This is a genomic window from Mariniluteicoccus flavus (genome assembly GCF_054776655.1).
The window spans coordinates 1-16,023 of record NZ_BAAHBN010000009.1 but is presented as its reverse complement, the minus strand read 5'-3'; the positions used below and the strand labels follow the sequence as shown (position 1 = coordinate 16,023).

General features: G+C 72.0%; 16 protein-coding genes and 1 tRNA gene. 14 read left to right on the top strand and 3 right to left on the bottom strand.

Annotated elements, in window-relative coordinates; all coding sequences use genetic code 11:
- Positions 1 to 48 precede the first annotated feature (48 nt).
- The 12 genes from ACYVAG_RS13660 to ACYVAG_RS13605 all read left to right on the top strand — a co-directional run bounded on the left by ACYVAG_RS13660 (position 49) and on the right by ACYVAG_RS13605 (position 9,394).
- Entirely contained in the window at positions 49 to 933 is an 885-nt protein-coding gene (locus ACYVAG_RS13660) for an SIS domain-containing protein (protein WP_460770506.1), read from the top strand.
- 1 nt (position 934) lies between these two features.
- On the top strand, positions 935 to 1,882 hold the full coding sequence (locus ACYVAG_RS13655) for an ROK family protein (RefSeq protein WP_460770504.1): 948 nt from the start codon (positions 935 to 937) through the stop codon (positions 1,880 to 1,882).
- On the top strand, positions 1,879 to 3,015 hold the full coding sequence (nagA, locus tag ACYVAG_RS13650; RefSeq protein WP_460770502.1) for an N-acetylglucosamine-6-phosphate deacetylase: 1,137 nt from the start codon (positions 1,879 to 1,881) through the stop codon (positions 3,013 to 3,015). Before ACYVAG_RS13655 ends, nagA begins: the two co-directional genes overlap by 4 nt.
- A gap of 9 nt (positions 3,016 to 3,024) precedes the next feature.
- A complete protein-coding gene (locus ACYVAG_RS13645; protein ID WP_460770500.1) occupies positions 3,025 to 3,714 on the top strand; it encodes a metal-dependent transcriptional regulator in 690 nt (229 codons plus the stop codon).
- A complete protein-coding gene (locus ACYVAG_RS13640; RefSeq protein WP_460770498.1) occupies positions 3,714 to 4,787 on the top strand; it encodes a hypothetical protein in 1,074 nt (357 codons plus the stop codon). Before ACYVAG_RS13645 ends, ACYVAG_RS13640 begins: the two co-directional genes overlap by 1 nt.
- A 77-nt stretch (positions 4,788 to 4,864) precedes the next feature.
- Positions 4,865 to 5,194 (top strand): thioredoxin, encoded by a 330-nt coding sequence (gene trxA, locus ACYVAG_RS13635; protein WP_460770496.1) that lies wholly within the window; start codon positions 4,865 to 4,867, stop codon positions 5,192 to 5,194.
- Positions 5,195 to 5,544: 350 nt separating this feature from the next.
- Positions 5,545 to 5,620: transfer RNA gene (locus ACYVAG_RS13630), tRNA-Arg, on the top strand.
- A 24-nt stretch (positions 5,621 to 5,644) separates the two neighbouring features.
- Entirely contained in the window at positions 5,645 to 6,322 is a 678-nt protein-coding gene (locus tag ACYVAG_RS13625; RefSeq protein ID WP_460770494.1) for a TIGR03943 family putative permease subunit, read from the top strand.
- On the top strand, positions 6,319 to 7,308 hold the full coding sequence (locus tag ACYVAG_RS13620) for a permease (protein ID WP_460770493.1): 990 nt from the start codon (positions 6,319 to 6,321) through the stop codon (positions 7,306 to 7,308). Before ACYVAG_RS13625 ends, ACYVAG_RS13620 begins: the two co-directional genes overlap by 4 nt.
- Positions 7,309 to 7,317: 9 nt before the next feature.
- Positions 7,318 to 7,659, top strand: coding sequence for a hypothetical protein (locus tag ACYVAG_RS13615; protein WP_460770491.1), 342 nt, complete (start codon positions 7,318 to 7,320; stop codon positions 7,657 to 7,659).
- 23 nt (positions 7,660 to 7,682) lie between these two features.
- Positions 7,683 to 9,062, top strand: coding sequence for a UTP--glucose-1-phosphate uridylyltransferase (locus ACYVAG_RS13610; RefSeq protein ID WP_460770490.1), 1,380 nt, complete (start codon positions 7,683 to 7,685; stop codon positions 9,060 to 9,062).
- The gene (locus ACYVAG_RS13605) at positions 9,059 to 9,394 is read left to right on the top strand and encodes a hypothetical protein (RefSeq protein WP_460770488.1); all 336 of its coding nucleotides are present in this window, start codon (positions 9,059 to 9,061) and stop codon (positions 9,392 to 9,394) included. The genes ACYVAG_RS13610 and ACYVAG_RS13605 overlap by 4 nt, the downstream gene beginning before the upstream one ends.
- A 112-nt stretch (positions 9,395 to 9,506) precedes the next feature.
- Here ACYVAG_RS13605 and ACYVAG_RS13600 read toward each other — a convergent pair whose 3' ends face one another.
- From ACYVAG_RS13600 to ACYVAG_RS13590, 3 genes are all read right to left on the bottom strand, one after another.
- Positions 9,507 to 9,866, bottom strand: coding sequence for a large conductance mechanosensitive channel protein MscL (locus ACYVAG_RS13600; RefSeq protein ID WP_460770486.1), 360 nt, complete (start codon positions 9,864 to 9,866; stop codon positions 9,507 to 9,509).
- Between the two features lie 146 nt (positions 9,867 to 10,012).
- Positions 10,013 to 10,726 (bottom strand): Flp pilus assembly protein CpaB, encoded by a 714-nt coding sequence (gene cpaB, locus ACYVAG_RS13595; RefSeq protein ID WP_460770484.1) that lies wholly within the window; start codon positions 10,724 to 10,726, stop codon positions 10,013 to 10,015.
- A 109-nt stretch (positions 10,727 to 10,835) separates the two neighbouring features.
- Complete coding sequence (locus ACYVAG_RS13590; RefSeq protein ID WP_460770482.1) at positions 10,836 to 11,150, bottom strand: FmdB family zinc ribbon protein; 315 nt, start codon at positions 11,148 to 11,150, stop codon at positions 10,836 to 10,838.
- A 96-nt stretch (positions 11,151 to 11,246) separates the two neighbouring features.
- On the opposite strand from ACYVAG_RS13590, the gene ACYVAG_RS13585 reads away from it, so the two are divergent.
- Complete coding sequence (locus ACYVAG_RS13585; RefSeq protein WP_460770480.1) at positions 11,247 to 13,781, top strand: penicillin acylase family protein; 2,535 nt, start codon at positions 11,247 to 11,249, stop codon at positions 13,779 to 13,781.
- 40 nt (positions 13,782 to 13,821) lie between these two features.
- The gene (locus ACYVAG_RS13580; protein ID WP_460770478.1) at positions 13,822 to 14,988 is read left to right on the top strand and encodes an acyl-CoA dehydrogenase family protein; all 1,167 of its coding nucleotides are present in this window, start codon (positions 13,822 to 13,824) and stop codon (positions 14,986 to 14,988) included.
- Positions 14,989 to 16,023 lie beyond the last annotated feature (1,035 nt).

Here is a 16,023-nt window from a genome sequence, read left to right as displayed (position 1 = left end):
GGCCGGAAGGTAGGTTGGCACCGCCCCTGTCCCGGACGAGGAGTCACCATGCCGTTCCTGACCGACGACGAGATCATCTCCCAGCCCGAGTGCTGGGAGACCGCCGGCGCGCTGGCCGCCGACGTGGCCGGCCTGATGCCGGCCGACGGTGAGAAGGTGGCGTTCGTCGGCACGGGAACCGCGTGGCTCATGGCCCAGTCGATCGCCGCCCTGCGCGAACGCGCGGGACGCGGGGAGTCGGACGCGTTCACGGCCTCGGAGATGCCGCGCGAGCGGCGCTATGACCGGCTCGTCGTCCTCACCCGCTCGGGTGCGACCACCGACCTCAACCGACTCCTCGACGACCTGCGAGGCGTGATGCCCACACTGGCGTTCGTCGGCGACACCACCACCGCCAGCGCCGAACTGGCCGACGAGGTCGTCGACCTGTCGTTCGCCGACGAGGCGTCGGTCGTGCAGACCCGCTTCGCCACCACGGCCCTGGCGCTCGTGCGCAGCTGGCTCGGCCACCCGCTCGACCGCATCATCGCCGACGCCCACGACGCCCTGCAGTTCCGCCTGACCGAGGAGATGGCCGACACCGAGCAGGTGACCTATCTCGGGCGCGACTGGACCGTCGGTCTCGCCCAGGAGGCCGCGTGGAAGTTCCGCCAGTGCAGCCAGTCGTGGGCGGAGGCCTATCCGGTGATGGAATATCGCCACGGCCCCATCGCCGTCGCCGAACCCGGGCGCCTCGTGTGGATGTTCGGCGAGGCACCCAGGGGACTCGCCGACCAGGTGGCCGCCACGGGCGCCACGTGGGTCGACCACCACCGTGACCCCATGGCCGAGCTGATCATCGCCCAGCGCCTCGCCGTCGGCCGCGCCATGAAGCTCGGCATGTCCCCCGACCAGCCCCGCAACCTCCAGCGTGCCGTCGTCCTGGAGGACTGAGTTGGCGCGCGACACCCTCCCGGCCGTCGCCGCCGTCGACGTCGGCGGAACCACCCTGAAGGGCGGGCTCGTCGGCCCCGGCGGCACGCTGGAGGCCATCACCCGCGTCCCCACGCCCCGTGACGGGGACGGCCAGGTGGACCCCGACGGCGTCGTCGACGCCATCGGGCAGCTGCTGGCCACGCTGAGGGCCACCGGCGAGGGTCGTGTCGTCGGCTTCGGCGTCTGCACGCCCGGCATCGTCGACGGCGAGGCCGGCGTCGTGCGGGCCGCGGCCAACCTCGGCTGGCGCGAGGTCGCGCTCCGCGAGCGCCTCCGCGCCGCGACGGGCCTGGACGGCGCCGTCACCCACGACATGCGCGCCGCCGGCATCGCCGAGTGGCGCCTGGGCGGCGCCCGTGGCCTGCACGACTTCTGCTTCATGGCGCTCGGCACCGGCATCTCCGCCGCCCTGGTCGTCGACGGACGCGTCGTGCAGGGCGGCGGATGGGCGGGGGAGATCGGCCACGCGTCATTCCCCGCGGCCGCCGGCGTCGCGTGCCCGTGCGGCGGCACCGGCTGCCTCGAGACCGTCGCCTCCGCCTCGGGCGTACGCCGGACCGCGGCCCGCCTGCGCGGCACGGCCGTGGCCGACGAGCCGAGCACCGAGGCGCTCGCCGACCTGGCGCGCTGCGGCGACGACGTGGCCCGCCGGGCCTTCGACCTCGCGGGCCGGGCGCTGGCCGAGGCGTCCGCGATGCTGGTCACGCTGCTCGGCCCCGAGCGGCTCGTGTTCGGCGGCGGCATGGCCCAGGCGCTCGACCTGGTGACCGGGCCCATCACGACCACGCTGGCGGCGCTGCCGTTCCAGCGGCGCACCACGCTGGCGCGCGCCGAGCTCGGGCCCGACGCGGGCCTCCTCGGCGCCGGTCTGGCGGGGGCGGAGGCGAAGGGGGAGAGGTTCTGGTGAGCGAGCACATCGAGGTGGCGTACGCCGTCACGCCCGACGCGGTCGTCGAGGGCGCCCGCATCGTCGTCGAGGGCGACCGGATCGCCGCCGTCGAACCGACCGGTCGGCGCGGCGGCGACGCGGGGGAGTGGGCCCTGCCCGGCTTCGTCGACACCCACACCCACGGCGCCGTGGGCCACGACTTCGGCGACGCCGATGCCGACGGCGTCCGCGCGATGCTCGACTTCCAGCGGTCCCGCGGCGCCACGTCGGTGTTCGCCTCGTTGGCCACCAACACGCTCGATCACCTGGAGCGCCAGGTGGCGCTGCTCGCGGACTTCGTGGAGGCCGGTGAGCTCGCCGGGATCCACCTCGAGGGTCCCTTCCTCGCGGCCGAGCGCAAGGGGGCCCACGCGGCCGAGCTGCTCCGCGACCCCGACCCGGTCTCGGTCGCCCGCCTCCTCGAGGCGGGCCGCGGCACGGTCGCCATGGTCACCCTCGCCCCCGAGCGCGACCACGCCACCGAGGCCATCGCCGCGTTCCGCGCGGCCGGTGTCCGCGTCGCGTTCGGCCACTCCGACGCCGACGCGGCCCTCTGCCGCAGCGCCATCGACGCGGGCGCGCGCGTCGCGACCCACCTGTTCAACGCGATGCGGGGGATCCACCACCGCGAGCCCGGCCCGGTGCCCGCCCTGCTCGACGACCCCCGCGTGGCGGTCGAGCTCATCTGCGACGGCGTCCACCTCCACGACGACGTGATCCGCCTGGCCGTCGCCGCCGCCGGGCCCGAGCGGGTCATCCTCATCACCGACGCGATGGCCGCGACGGGGCTGTCGGACGGCGACTACACCCTCGGCGCGCTCAGGGCCCGGGTGGTCGGCGACGTGGCGCGCATCCTGGAGGAGGACGGTTCGCTGGGGGCCATCGCCGGGTCGACCCTCACGATGGACCGCGCGGTCGCCCACGCCGTCCGCCTCGGCACGCCCCTTCCCGCGGTCGCCGCGATGGCCGCGTCGACGCCCGCCCGCGTCCACGGTCTCGGCGACGTCGGAGCGCTCGTCCCGGGGCGGTACGCCGACCTCGTCCTCACCGACGCCGAGGGCCGCCCGCACCGCGTGATGCGACGCGGGCGCTGGCTCACCCCCGCAGGGTAGGGTTCACGCGTGAGCGACCTCATCGACACCACCGAGATGTATCTGCGGACCATCTTCGAACTCGAGGAAGAAGGCATCGTCCCGCTGCGGGCACGCATCGCCGAGCGCCTCCACCAGAGCGGCCCCACGGTGTCCCAGACGGTTGCGCGCATGGAGCGCGACGGCCTGCTGACCGTGTCGGGGGACCGCCACATCGAGCTCAGCGAGACCGGCCGCGACCTCGCCATGAAGGTGATGCGCAAGCACCGCCTCGCCGAGCGCCTCCTCATCGACGTCATCGGCCTCGACTGGGACCTCGTCCACGACGAGGCCTGCCGCTGGGAGCACGTGATCTCCGAGGAGGTCGAGCGCCGCCTCGTCACGATCCTCGCCGACCCGGTCGAGTCGCCCTACGGCAACCCGATCCCCGGCCTGACCGAGCTCGGCGGCCGGTCGACCGAGGACTTCCGCGCCAACACCGCGCCCGTATCGGAGCTCGTCGCCGACGGGCCCGTCCGGCTGAGGCTGCGGCGGATCTCGGAGAACATCCAGGCCGAGACCGACATGCTGGCGACCCTCAAGGACTCGGGCGTCGTGCCCGGCGTCGTCGTCACCGCCGAACTGGGCGGCCTGGGCGTACGCCTGGTCCCCGACGGCGGACGCGGCTGTGAGATCGCGCTCGACGCCGCCACCCACCTGTACGCCGTGGCGGAGGACTGATGCCGGAGCGCGCCGTCGTCGGCCTGCTCACCGGTCATTGGTATGACGCGATCGCGGCGCTGCTCCAGGCCTCGCTCCCGGGCGACGGCGGGCCCAAGAACCTGCGCCAGGCCCGCGACCTCGCGGGCGCGGCGAAACGCGTGCTCGACCTGGACGCGGAGGACTTCGCCACGGTGGCCAGCGGGTTCTCCGCGCCGTGGGCCCACCGGCTCGCCGAGTCGTGCTTCCCGCTGAAGCCGAAGGACCGCCAGCGTGGCGCCCTCGGCTCGCTGGTGCCGCTCTATGAGCTGATGCTCGAGGTGATGGAGCTGCGTGCGCTGCGCCACGAGCCGCTGCAGGTCGTCGTGACCGCCCACCTGATCGGCGAATACCTCTGCCAGCTCGCCTGGGAGTCGCGTCTCGGCCACGGCGGCGACCCCCTGCAGCTGGGCCGCCAGGTCGGCGAGCGGTGGGGGACCGACGACCCCGAGTGCCCCCACTCGTCGGCGCTGCGGGCGACCGCGAAGCGCTCGCTGAACGCGTGCAACGGCGACCAGGCGGGTTACACGGCCTATCTCGACCGCTTCCACTCGCGGCTCGGCGACGCGCTGGCCGTGTGTGCGATGAACCACGAGACCGTCGGCGCCGGCGCGCGCCCCGATGCGGGCGACACCTGCCCGAACCCCTGCCGGTTCGCGACCCGCGGTGACCTCGAGGAGCGGCGCGACCTCGACGCCCGCGTACGCCTGGCCCTGCTCTATGTGGACTCGCCCATCGTGGCGCTGCGCCACCACGCCCCGGTTGGCCACTTCTTTGGCGTGCCGTCGACCGCCGAGATCTCCGAGGCGTGGCTGCGCACCTGGGAGCGCGTGACCCAGCCCTGGAACGACGGATCGAACCCGTTGCTGGCCGGCACGGTGCCGGACCGTCCCGATCCGAACGAGGCCCTGCCCGGCATGAGTGCGCTGATCTCGGCCGTGGCCGGCCGCACGGTGGGACCGGGCCGCGTCATCCGCGACATCGGCGCCGACATCGCCCGCAGCATGGGCGCGCCGGTGCCCGGGATCACGGTGCAGGCCGCCGCGGCGGAATAGCCGCGGCCCGAACGTCGTTGAACCAGTCGAACACGCCCGGGCGAAAGCCCAGCCGAACTGCTACGGAGGAGAGCCCAATGGCACCCATCGAACTGACGACCGAGAACTTCACCTCGACCATCAAGGACAACGACTTCGTCCTCATCGACTTCTGGGCCGAGTGGTGCGGCCCGTGCAAGCGCTTCAGCCCCGTCTTCGAGAAGGTGTCGGAGAAGCACCCCGACGTCGTGTTCGCGAAGCTCGACACCGACGCCAACCAGCAGATCGCGGGCAGCCTCGGCGTCCAGTCGATCCCCACGGTGATGGCCTTCAACAAGGGCAACCTGGTCTTCAACCAGGCCGGGGTCATGAACCCGGGCCAGCTCGACCAGCTCGTGTCCGCGGTCAAGGAGATGCCGGCGGAGTGAGGCGTACGCGCCCCTGGACCTGACGCGGTCCAGGACGGACGAAGCGAGGCCCGGACCAGGTGGTCCGGGCCTCGCTGTGTCCTGCGTGGTCCGCTGTGGCGAACCGCGCCGGGAGATGACGAGAGCGTCAGTGAACGGGCTCACGCACCATGTCTACCCACCCCCAGGAGACATTCACTGACGCTCTCTGTGATCAAGGTTAGGCGATGTTGCACGGCGGTCAAACTCCGTTCACCTTCAATTACTGGATTCGTGGTGATTGTGAGGGGATTCTCATGTGGCACGGGCGGATCGGCACGCGGTCGGCTACTCTGGTCCGGCGCCCGGCGCCGCACGCGACGGGGGTGCAGGGCCCCATAGCTCAGGGGATAGAGCAGAGGTTTCCTAAACCTTGTGTCGCAGGTTCGAATCCTGCTGGGGCCGCCACACTGACGACGTCGACGAGGGGGAGTGGTGCGAGGAGCCGCCACCATCGCCGGACCGACCCTCGCCGCTGTGTTCGGGCTCCTGTTGGCGCGGCTCGCGATGACCGGCGAGCACACCCACTACGTGAAGGCGTCCATGGGTCCGTGGATCCTGCTCACCGGCGCGTTCTTCCTGTTCCTCGGCCTCTGGTCGCTGCCGCGCCAGATCAACGGCGACCACCACCACCACCACCTGCCGCGGGCGGCCTGGTTCCTGGCGATTCCCGTGCTCGTCGTGGCGCTGCTGAACCCGATGCCGCTCGGCGCCTTCTCGGCCCGGTCGGCGGTCGCGGGCCCGGCGCCCGGGGTGCAGGTCGCGCCGCTGCCGCCGGGGGAGGACGTGGTCACCATGCGCGCCGACCACTACGTGATCCGCTCGATCTACAGCGACCCGACCCCGCTGCGCGAGCGGCGGTTCCGCATCATCGGCTTCGTCACCCACCCCAACGGCCCCGAGGCCGACTGGGACCTGACGCGGCTCGCCGTGATGTGCTGCGCGTCGGACGCGGGCGCCTACCGCATCACCGCGCGGGGCGCCGAGCAGCTCCCCGACGACACGTGGGTGGAGGTTGTGGGCGCGTACGCACCGCCGGGCGAGCTGTCCGCGGCCCTGCGGGTCGAATCCGTACGCCGGATCCCGGCGCCCGCGGAGCCCTACCTGTGAGGGCTCCCACGACGTCGTCGACGAGGGCTCCGGCCTGGCAGTGGGCCGTGCCGGTGGCGGCGCTCGTCGTGTTCGTGGAGCTGACGCTCGGACGCGACGTGCTGTCGCGCGCCTTGCCGCTGCCGGACGCGGTCAACGCCTGGCTGGTGGTCGTCGTGGCGATCTGCGTCCAGGCGGCGCCGTTCCTGGCCCTCGGCGTCATCGTGTCGGGGCTGGTGACGGCCTTCGTGCCGGCCCGCGTGCTCGACCGGATGATGCCGCGCCGCGCGGTGCTGGCCGTCCCGGCCGCGGGCGCCGCCGGCATGGTGCTCCCGGGCTGCGAGTGCGCGTCCGTCCCGGTCGCCAACTCGCTGATGCGGCAGGGGGTCTCGCCGGCGGCCGCGCTGACGTTCCTGGTGGCCGCGCCCGCCATCAATCCGGTCGTGTTGATCGCGACCGCCGTGGCGTTCCCCGGCCAGCCGATGATGGTGCTCGCCCGGTTCGCGGCGTCGCTGCTTGCGGCGCTGGTGATCGGCTGGCTGTGGGTGGGGCTGGGCCGCGAGCAGTGGCTGGCCGGCGGCGACGGCCACGCCCATCCCGGCGGGTCACGCTGGGACCTCTTCCGCGCCACGGCGCTGCACGACTTCCTCCACGCGGGCGGCTACCTGGTCGTCGGGGCCGCGGTGACCGCGACGATCAACGTGCTGGTGCCACGGTCGGTGCTGCGCGTGGTCGCCGAGAACTGGTGGGTGTCGATCCTCGCGCTGGCCGTGCTCGCCGTCGTGGTGTCGATCTGCTCGGAGGCCGACGCGTTCGTGGCCGCCTCGCTGACGGCGTTCTCGCCCACGGCGCGGCTGGTGTTCATGGTGGTCAGCCCCATGGTCGACATCAAGCTGTTCGCCATGCAGTGGGGCACGTTCGGGCGTGACTTCGCGCTGCGCTTCGCCCCGGTGACGTTCGTGGTGTGCGTGCTCAGCGCGGTGCTGGTGGGCGGGGCGCTGCTCTAGACTCCCCGCATGGGAGACCGCCGCGACTTCAGCGATCGGGCGCTCGGCGGGCTCGACGATCGCCTCGCCGAGGGCCAGGAGCGTCGGCGCACCTTCCTGTCCGCCATGGACTCGGGGCTCGCCATCAGCCTGCCGCTGACCTGCCTGATCCTCGCCGCCGGGCTGGGTTGGACGTACGCGTACCTGCCCCACGCCGCCCTGCTGGGCGGCGCCGCCTGCTTCGCCGCCGCGGCCGTCACGGGGTTCGTCGGGCTGCGGCGCGACAGGGGTCCGCTCACGGCCGGGCTGCTCGTCGTCACCGCGGTCCTCGGGGTCGCCGGCATCGTCCTGCTGGGTGCCGGAGTGAACTGACCGCGGCCACTAGACTCGCGGCCATGAGCCCTGAAGGACGTCAGAAGGCCCGCGACAAGATGACCCGGGCCGGCGTACACGCGTCGGCGATCGAGGTCTTCAGCCACTACTACGACGAGCTCGAGGCCGGCCGCACCGGCCTGATTCCCGAGGACACCATCGAGCCCCTGGCCGACCCCGATCGCCTGGCCGACGCCGAGGTCGACGAGGCCGCGGCGCGCGAGGCGTTCGCCCAGACCGCGATCATCAAGCTCAACGGCGGCCTCGGCACGTCGATGGGGATGGCGAAGGCCAAGTCGCTGCTGCCCGTGCGCGACGGGCGCACGTTCCTCGACCTGATCGTCGCCCAGGTGCTGGCGGCGCGCGCGGAGCACGGCGTACGCCTGCCCTTGGTGCTGATGAACAGCTTCCGCACCCGCGACGACTCGCTGGAGGCACTGGGGGCGTACGCCGACCTCGCCGTCGACGGGCTGCCGCTGGACTTCCTGCAGAACCAGGAGCCGAAGCTGCGCACCGACACGCTCGAGCCGGTCGAGTGGCCGGCCGATCCGAGCCTCGAATGGTGCCCCCCGGGCCACGGCGACATCTACACCGCGCTGTGGGGGTCGGGCCTGCTCGACCAGCTGATCGAGGCGGGCTTCCGCTATGCGTCGGTGTCGAACTCCGACAACCTCGGCGCGGCGCCCGACGCGCGCATCGCCGGCTGGTTCGCCTCCACGGGCGCGCCGTACGCGGCCGAGGTCTGTACGCGGACCGCCGCCGACCGCAAGGGCGGCCACCTCGCGGTGCGCCGCAGCGACGGCCGGCTGATCCTTCGGGACACGGCCCAGACGCCCGACGAGGAGATGGACTTCTTCACCGACGAGCACCGCCACCCGTTCTTCCACACCAACAACCTGTGGTTCGACCTGGAGCAGGTGCGGGCGGTGCTGGCCGAGCGGAACGCGGTGCTGGGGCTGCCGCTCATCCGCAACACCAAGACCGTCGACCCGGGCGATTCGTCGTCGCCCGAGGTGTTCCAGATCGAGACCGCGATGGGCGCGGCGATCGAGGTGTTCGAGGGGGCGACGGCGATCACCGTCGGCCGCGAGCGGTTCCTGCCGGTGAAGACGACCAACGACCTGCTGGTGCTGCGGTCGGACGCGTACGACGTCGACGAGGCCGGCCGCCTCGCGCTGCACGGCCGCGAGAAGGCGCCGCTGGTGTCGCTGGATTCGAAGCACTACAAGAAGATCGGCGACTTCGACGCGCGCTTCCCCCACGGGGCGCCGTCGCTCGTCGGCGCCGACTCGCTCGGCGTCGAGGGGGAGTGGACCTTCGGCCGCGACGTCACGGTGACCGGCGCGGTCACGTTGGCGACCGACGACCCCCAGACGGTGGCCGACGGCACCCACCTGTCGTGAGCCCGGATTCGACGGGTGGGGGTGCGTGGCACTCGGCGTTGGCGTACGCGCTGACCGGCGTCGAGGTCGACCTCGGAACGCAGGCCTCGCCGGACGTGGCGGTGCTGGCCGCCGAACTGGCGGCCCGCGGGCTGCGGCCTGACGGCCGACGCCGCGCGATCCCGGCCCATCTGACGGCGGGGCTGGGCTTCGCCCAGCTGGCGGCGGCCGAGCGCGCGGCGCGCCAGGAGCTCGGCGTCACTGGCCTGGTCGCCCAGGCGCCGAGCGGGCGTACGCGGTTGGACGCCGACGAGCGGCGGCTGATGGCCGACCGGCCGCCGCACTGGGGTTGAGTCGGGCCACGCGCGCGACGCCACCACGGCGAAGGCCCCCGCCACGTCGTCGTGGCGGGGGCCTTCGGGCCTGTCAGGGGTGGCTGCCAGGCGAAGCGGCTGAGATCGGGGGTCAGCGGCCGGCGAGCAGGTCGCGGATCTCGGCGAGCAGCTCGGTCTCGGTGGCGGTCTTCTCGTCGGTGATGCCGCGCATCTTCTTGTACTGCTCGTACGGCTTGACGACCGCGACGTAGAGGACGAAGGCGGTGACGAGGAACGCCAGGGCGGCGCCCAGGAACTCGCCGATGTTGAGGCCGAAGACGGTGGTCCCGGTGAACGACTTGGTCGGATCGAAGCCCGCGAGGCGCGCGACGAGGTTGATCAGCAGCTCGGCGAAGCTCTTCACGACGGCGGCGAAAGCCGAGCCCATGATGAAGGCGATGGCGAGTTCGATCAGGTTGCCCTTCAGGAGGAATTCCTTGAAGCCCTTCATAAACTTTCTCCTTGGTTTCGTCGCCCGTCTCACTCTGAGCAGGCGGCAGCGAAGAATGTAGCAGCCGGTTACCGCAAGGTCGGAAATCTGTCGGCGTGTCGCTGACCGCGGGTCGGGCCACCGTCGGGGTTGGTCGTTCGCCCCACTCAGGTGCCGCGCAGGATGATCGACAGCCTCGTCATTGAGGCCGCCTGCGCCAGCGCCGGCGCGGCCTCGTGGTCGACCTCGAACAGGATCGTGGCGCTCGCCGAGCCGTCGTCGCCGCCCAGCGGCCCCGGCGGCGCCGACCGGCCCGGCAGCGCGGCCACGCGCGCCCCGCGGGCCACGACCTTCGCCGGCTGGCCGTCGGTCGGGAGGGCGAGCACGTCGACCCGGTCGCCGGGCCGGACCAGTTGTGTCGTGGTGGGGTCGGCCAGCCGCACGGGCACGAGGGCGCGGCCGGGCGAGGCGCGCAGCGAGTCGGGGGACACCACGGTCGCGGCGGTCACGGGGGAGCCGGGGGCCAGGCCGGTCACCGCGGGCCGGCCGACCAGGCGGGCGGGGTCGGAGATGGCGTCGGCGGGGCCGAGACCGGTCGGGTAGTGGGCGATCATGAGGTCATCGGCGGCCAGCGCCGCGCCCGCGGTGACGGGGCGCGCGGCCACCACCACGGGGTGGGTGGGCGGCGGCCCCGGGCTGATCGCGCCGACGGCCGCGGCCACCGACAGGCCGGCTGCCAGGGCGGCGAGGGCCCGTCGGTGGCGGGCGATCACGCGGGCGGGGGCGCGGAGCGGTGACGAGGGCGCCGGTCGCCACGGGCCCTGACCCCGGGCGGGGGTGGGCGTACGCGACGGCTCAGGACTGCGGAACAGGTGGGTCATGCCGCCACCATGGCGGCGGAACCGGCCGACGGTTCACGGTCGGCCGGTTGTCCACAGGGCTATTCGTTGTCCACAGGCGACGGGGTGTCCAGGGCGACGGGTGACCAGGTCAGGTCGTCGAGCCGCTGCCCGTGGACGACGCGGCCGCGGGCTTGGCGTCCGCCTTCTTCGCGCCGGAGTCGGACGGCTTGGCGTCGGGCTTCTTGGCGCCCGACTCGGACGATCCCGTCTTCGGGGCGGACGACGCCTTGGAGTCGGTGCGATAGAACCCCGAGCCCTTGAAGTGGACGCCGACGGCGTTGTAGACCTTGCGCAGCGCCTCGGCCCCGCAGGACGGGCAGGTGGTGAGGGCGTCGTCGGTGAACTTCTGGACGACCTCGAGGTCGGACGCGCATTCCTTGCAGCGGTATTGATATGTCGGCATGGGACTCCGTCGGCGGCGGTTCGGGTTGGCACTCAAGCATACCGACTGCCAGCGTGATCGGCCGATTCGTGCACTGCGGCGGCTAGCATGCAGCGCATGCGTCACATCCCCCGCGGTCTCATCGGCGTGGTCCTCACGCTCGTCCTCGCGCTCGCGGCCATCGCGAGCCTCGCGGTGGTGACCGTGCGCGAGTCGTTCCCGACGACCGCGGGCGAGGTGGTGGTGCAGCCGCTGGGCCACCCCGTGCGGGTGGTCCGCGATGCGAAGGGCGTCGCCCACATCTATGCCGAGACCGCCGAGGACCTGTTCGCGGCACAGGGCTACGTCCACGCCCAGGAGCGCTTCTTCGAGATGGATGTGCGCCGCCACATCACCGCGGGGCGCCTGTCGGAGATGTTCGGCGCCCCGACGGTCGAGACCGACGCGTACGTCCGCACCATGGGCTGGCGGCGCGTCGCCGAGCGTGAGCTCGGGCTCCTGTCGTCGCGGAGCCGGAGGTTCCTGGACGCGTACGCCGCGGGCGTGAACGCGTACGCCGGCTCGCGCTCGGCGCCGGAGCTGTCGCTGGAATACACGCTGCTGGGGTTGCAGGGGAACCAGGTGCGGCCGGCGCCGTGGACCGCGGTGGACTCGCTGGCGTGGCTGAAGGCGATGGCGTGGGACCTGTCCGGCAACCGCCTGCAGGAGGTCGAGCAGGCCGTGATGGCGCCGCTGGTGGGCCAGACGCGGGCCGGCGACCTGGTGCCCAACTATGACCCGCACGTCTTCGAACCCGTCGTGACCGACGGCGCCGTCGTCGACGGGAGGTTCGACCCGAACGCGACCGGCCAGGCCCGCCCGGCGCCGCCGAACGCCGCCCCCACGGCCGAGGCGCGCGAGGCGCTGCTCGCCGCCGCACAGGCCGATCGGGCGGTTCCGGACCTGGTCGCCAACCCGGCGCTCGGCGGCGAGGTCGGTTCGAACTCGTGGGTGGTCGCCGGCAACCGGTCGGCGACCGGGAAGCCCATCCTGGCCAACGATCCCCACCTCGCGACCTCCATCCCGTCGATCTTCCAGCAGGTCGGGCTGCACTGCACGACCATCAGCGAGGCGTGCCCGTTCGACGTGACGGGCTTCTCGTTCTCCGGCATGCCCGGCGTCATCATCGGACACAACACGCGCATCTCGTGGGGGTTCACGACGCCCTACCTCGACACGCAGGACCTGTTCGTCGAGCAGCTCGTCGGCGACCGATATCGGCGCGGTGACGACCTGGTCGACATCGAGGAGCGATCGGAGACGATCAAGGTGGCCGGGGGACCCGAGCGACAGATCACGGTGCGGGAGACGGTCCACGGGCCGCTGCTGTCCGACGTCGACCGCCAGCTGAAGGGGCTGCCGGTCAGCGCTCGCGACGGCGCGACCGACACGGCGGTGGCCCTGGGCTGGACGGCGCTGACCCCCAGCGCGTCGATGGAGGCGATCTTCGACCTGAACCAGGCCGGCGACTTCGCGGCGTTCCGGAAGGCGGCGTCGCAGTTGCACGCGCCGTCGCAGAACCTCCTGTACGCCGACGTCGACGGCAACATCGGCTACCAGCTGCCGGGCGACGTGCCGATGCGGCGGCAGGGGACCGGGGTGACGCCGTTGGACGGGTCCGACCCGGCGAACGACTGGGCGGGATACATCCCGTTCGAGCAGCTGCCGTACGCGTACAACCCCGACAAGGGCTACATCGTGGCGGCGAACCAGCAGATCATCGACGGCTATCCGCACGTGCTCGGCAACGACCCGTCGGTGGGCTGGCGCTCGCAGCAGCTGGTCGACCTTCTCAACCAGCACACCGGACCGTTGACCGTCGACGACGCGACGCGGCTGCAGGCCGACACCACCGTGCGGTACGCCAACCTCATCGTCCCCGGCCTGCTGCGCGCCGCCCCGGGCCGCGACTGGGTGGCCGACGGCCAGCGCGTGCTGGGGGCCTGGGACTACCGCTCCGACGCGTCGTCGGCCGGGGCGGCGTTCTTCCACGTGGCGATGGCGAAGATCCTCGAGCTGACGTTCGACGACGAGATGCCGGAACCGCTGCGGCCCGTCGCGTCCGATCGCTGGTACGGCGTGATCGCCGAGCTCATGCGCGACCCCAACAACAAGTGGTGGGACGACACGACGACGCTCGCGGTGGAGAACCGCGACACCATCCTGTCGCAGGCCCTGACCGAGGCCCGCAAGGAGATCACGGTGCTGATGGGCCGCGATCCCGACACGTGGGAGTGGGGCCGACTCCACCGCCTGAAGCTCGAGCACAAGACGCTCGGCACCTCGGGAATCGCCGTGGTGGAACAGATCTTCAACCGGGGCGACCTGCCGGTGGGCGGCGGCACGGCCGTGGTCGAGGCCTTCGCGTGGGACGGGGCGAAGCGCGGATTCGCGGTGACCAACGGGCCGACGATGAAGATGGTGGTCGACCTGGCCGACCTGGACAACTCGCGCTGGGTCAACCAGAGCGGGAATTCCGGCCACGCGTTCCATGAGAACTACGACGACCAGCTGCCGCTGCTGGCCCGCAATCACTATGTGCCGTGGCGATCCTCGCGCGCCCGCGTCGAGGCGGAGGGTGTGACGACGCAGACACTGAGCCCGCCGGGGTGACCCGTGGCCTGACACGTGGTCGGGGGCGTAGGTTGGTCGCATGGCCATGTCTGTGCGCGAGCTCTTCGCCCTCGATTCCCTGTTGTCCGACACCGAACGCGCCGTCGCCGACAGCGTCCGCGCGTGGGGGCGTACGCACGCCGCCGACCACGTCGGCGACTGGTTCGACCGTGGAGAGGTCCCCGTCCGTGAGCTGACGCGTACGCTCGGCGACCTCGGGGTGCTCGGCATGCACCTCGAGGGCTACGGGTGCCAGGGCGCGAGCGCCGTCGAATATGGCATGGCGTGCTTCGCGCTCGAGGCGATCGACTCGGGAATCCGTTCCCTGATGTCGGTCCAGGGATCGCTGGCGATGTTCGCGATCCACCGCTTCGGGTCGGAGGAGCAGAAGCAGGAGTGGCTGCCGCGCATGGCGGCGGGCGAGGCGATCGGCTGCTTCGGGCTGACCGAGCCCGACTTCGGGTCGAACCCGGCCGGCATGCGCACGCGCGCGGTCCGCGACGGCGACGACTGGGTGCTGAACGGCACGAAGATGTGGATCACCAACGGCTCGGTCGCGGACGTCGCGGTGGTGTGGGCGCGCACGGACGCCGGCGTACGCGGGTTCGTGGTGCCGACCGACACGCCGGGGTTCGCGGCGACCGCGATCCACCGCAAGATGTCGCTGCGGGCGTCGGTGACCAGCGAGCTGGTGCTGACCGACGTACGCCTGCCCGCGGCGGCGGAACTTCCGGAGGCGCAGGGATTGCGCGGGCCGCTGACGTGCCTGAGCGAGGCGCGGTTCGGCATCGTGTTCGGGGTCATGGGCGCGGCCGACGACTGCCTGGAGACGGCGCGGCGCTATGCGATGGAGCGGGAGGTGTTCGACCGGCCGCTGGCGTCGTTCCAGCTGACGCAGGCCAAGCTGGCGGACATGGCGGTGCAGGTGGGCAACGGGATGTTGCTGGCACTGCACCTGGGGCGGCTCAAGGAGGGGCCGGGGCTGCAGGCGGCGCAGGTGTCGCTGGGCAAGCTGAACAACACGCGGACGGCGATCGCGGTGGCGCGGGAGTGCCGGACGATCCTCGGGGCGAACGGCATCTCGCTGGAATATCCGGTGATCAGGCACGCGAACAACCTGGAGTCGGTGTTGACCTATGAGGGCACGGCCGAGGTGCACCAGCTGATGATCGGGCAGGCGCTGACGGGGGAGTCGGCGTTCAGTTGAGTGGAGTGTCGTTGGGGGTGGTGAGGTCGCGAAGGGCGAAGGAGGGGGACGTTCTCCGAGCGAGCGCCAGCGAGACGAGGAGCGTACGCGAGCGCGAACCCTGGGGTGAGTGAGGGGGACGTTCTCCGAGCGAGCGCCAGCGAGACGAGGAGCGGTGGGCGAGCGCGAACCCTGGGGTGCGTGAGGGGGACGTTCTCCGAGCGAGCGCCAGCGAGACGAGGAGCCGTACGCGAGCGCGAACCCCGAGGTGAGTGAGGGGGACGTTCTCCGAGCGAGCGCCAGCGAGACGAGGAGCGTACGCGAGCGGGAACCCTGGGGTTCACCGCGAACCCTGCAACGTCGAGCGCGAACCCTGGGGTTCAGCGCGAACCCCGCATGTGGGGTGCGTCCTGCACCGTGGGGTTCGTGGTGGAGGGGGTACGCGAGGGCGAACCCTCGGGTTCAGCACGAACCCTGGGGTGTCGCTAAAGGTGCGTGAGGGGGACGTTCTCCGAGCGAGCGCCAGCGAGACGAGGAGCGTACGCGGGGGCGAACCCCGGGGTTCAGCGCGAACCCTGCATGTGGGGTGCGTCCTGCACCGTGGGGTTCGTGGTGGAGGGGGTACGTGAGGGCGAACCCTCGGGTTCAGCACGAACCCTGGGGTGTCGCTAAAGGTGCGTGAGGGGGACGTTCTCCGAGCGAGCGCCAGCGAGACGAGGAGCCGTACACGAGCGCGAACCCTGAGGTTCACCACGAACCCTGCAACGTCGAGCGCGAACCCTGGGGTTCAGCGCGAACCCCGCATGTGGGGTTCGTTCCTGCGGGGGTGTCAGATGGTCTGTGTAAGTGGGGGTCTCCGATTGAAGGAGATTGACTGTGTCTATGACCAAGCCGAAGAAGGGCGCCGAGGACGAGCCTGAGGCGCGCCTGTTACGTCGTGAGCTGTTCGACGACGCGATGCTCGACAAGTTGATGGCCGCGACCGGTGAGCGGGGCGTGGCGTTGACCGGGGAGGGCGGATTCCTGCCCGAGATGATCAAAGCCGTCCTCGAACGC

What these genes read in the sequence shown, in the direction of transcription:
- trxA (WP_460770496.1), top strand. Translation starts at nt 4,865, where the DNA reads ATGGCACCCATCGAACTGACGACCGAGAACTTCACCTCGACCATCAAG.
- ACYVAG_RS13580 (WP_460770478.1), top strand. Translation starts at nt 13,822, where the DNA reads ATGGCCATGTCTGTGCGCGAGCTCTTCGCCCTCGATTCCCTGTTGTCC.
- ACYVAG_RS13610 (WP_460770490.1), top strand. Translation starts at nt 7,683, where the DNA reads ATGAGCCCTGAAGGACGTCAGAAGGCCCGCGACAAGATGACCCGGGCC.
- ACYVAG_RS13660 (WP_460770506.1), top strand. Translation starts at nt 49, where the DNA reads ATGCCGTTCCTGACCGACGACGAGATCATCTCCCAGCCCGAGTGCTGG.
- ACYVAG_RS13600 (WP_460770486.1), bottom strand. Translation starts at nt 9,866, where the DNA reads ATGAAGGGCTTCAAGGAATTCCTCCTGAAGGGCAACCTGATCGAACTC.
- ACYVAG_RS13585 (WP_460770480.1), top strand. Translation starts at nt 11,247, where the DNA reads ATGCGTCACATCCCCCGCGGTCTCATCGGCGTGGTCCTCACGCTCGTC.
- ACYVAG_RS13615 (WP_460770491.1), top strand. Translation starts at nt 7,318, where the DNA reads ATGGGAGACCGCCGCGACTTCAGCGATCGGGCGCTCGGCGGGCTCGAC.
- ACYVAG_RS13640 (WP_460770498.1), top strand. Translation starts at nt 3,714, where the DNA reads ATGCCGGAGCGCGCCGTCGTCGGCCTGCTCACCGGTCATTGGTATGAC.
- ACYVAG_RS13590 (WP_460770482.1), bottom strand. Translation starts at nt 11,150, where the DNA reads ATGCCGACATATCAATACCGCTGCAAGGAATGCGCGTCCGACCTCGAG.
- cpaB (WP_460770484.1), bottom strand. Translation starts at nt 10,726, where the DNA reads ATGACCCACCTGTTCCGCAGTCCTGAGCCGTCGCGTACGCCCACCCCC.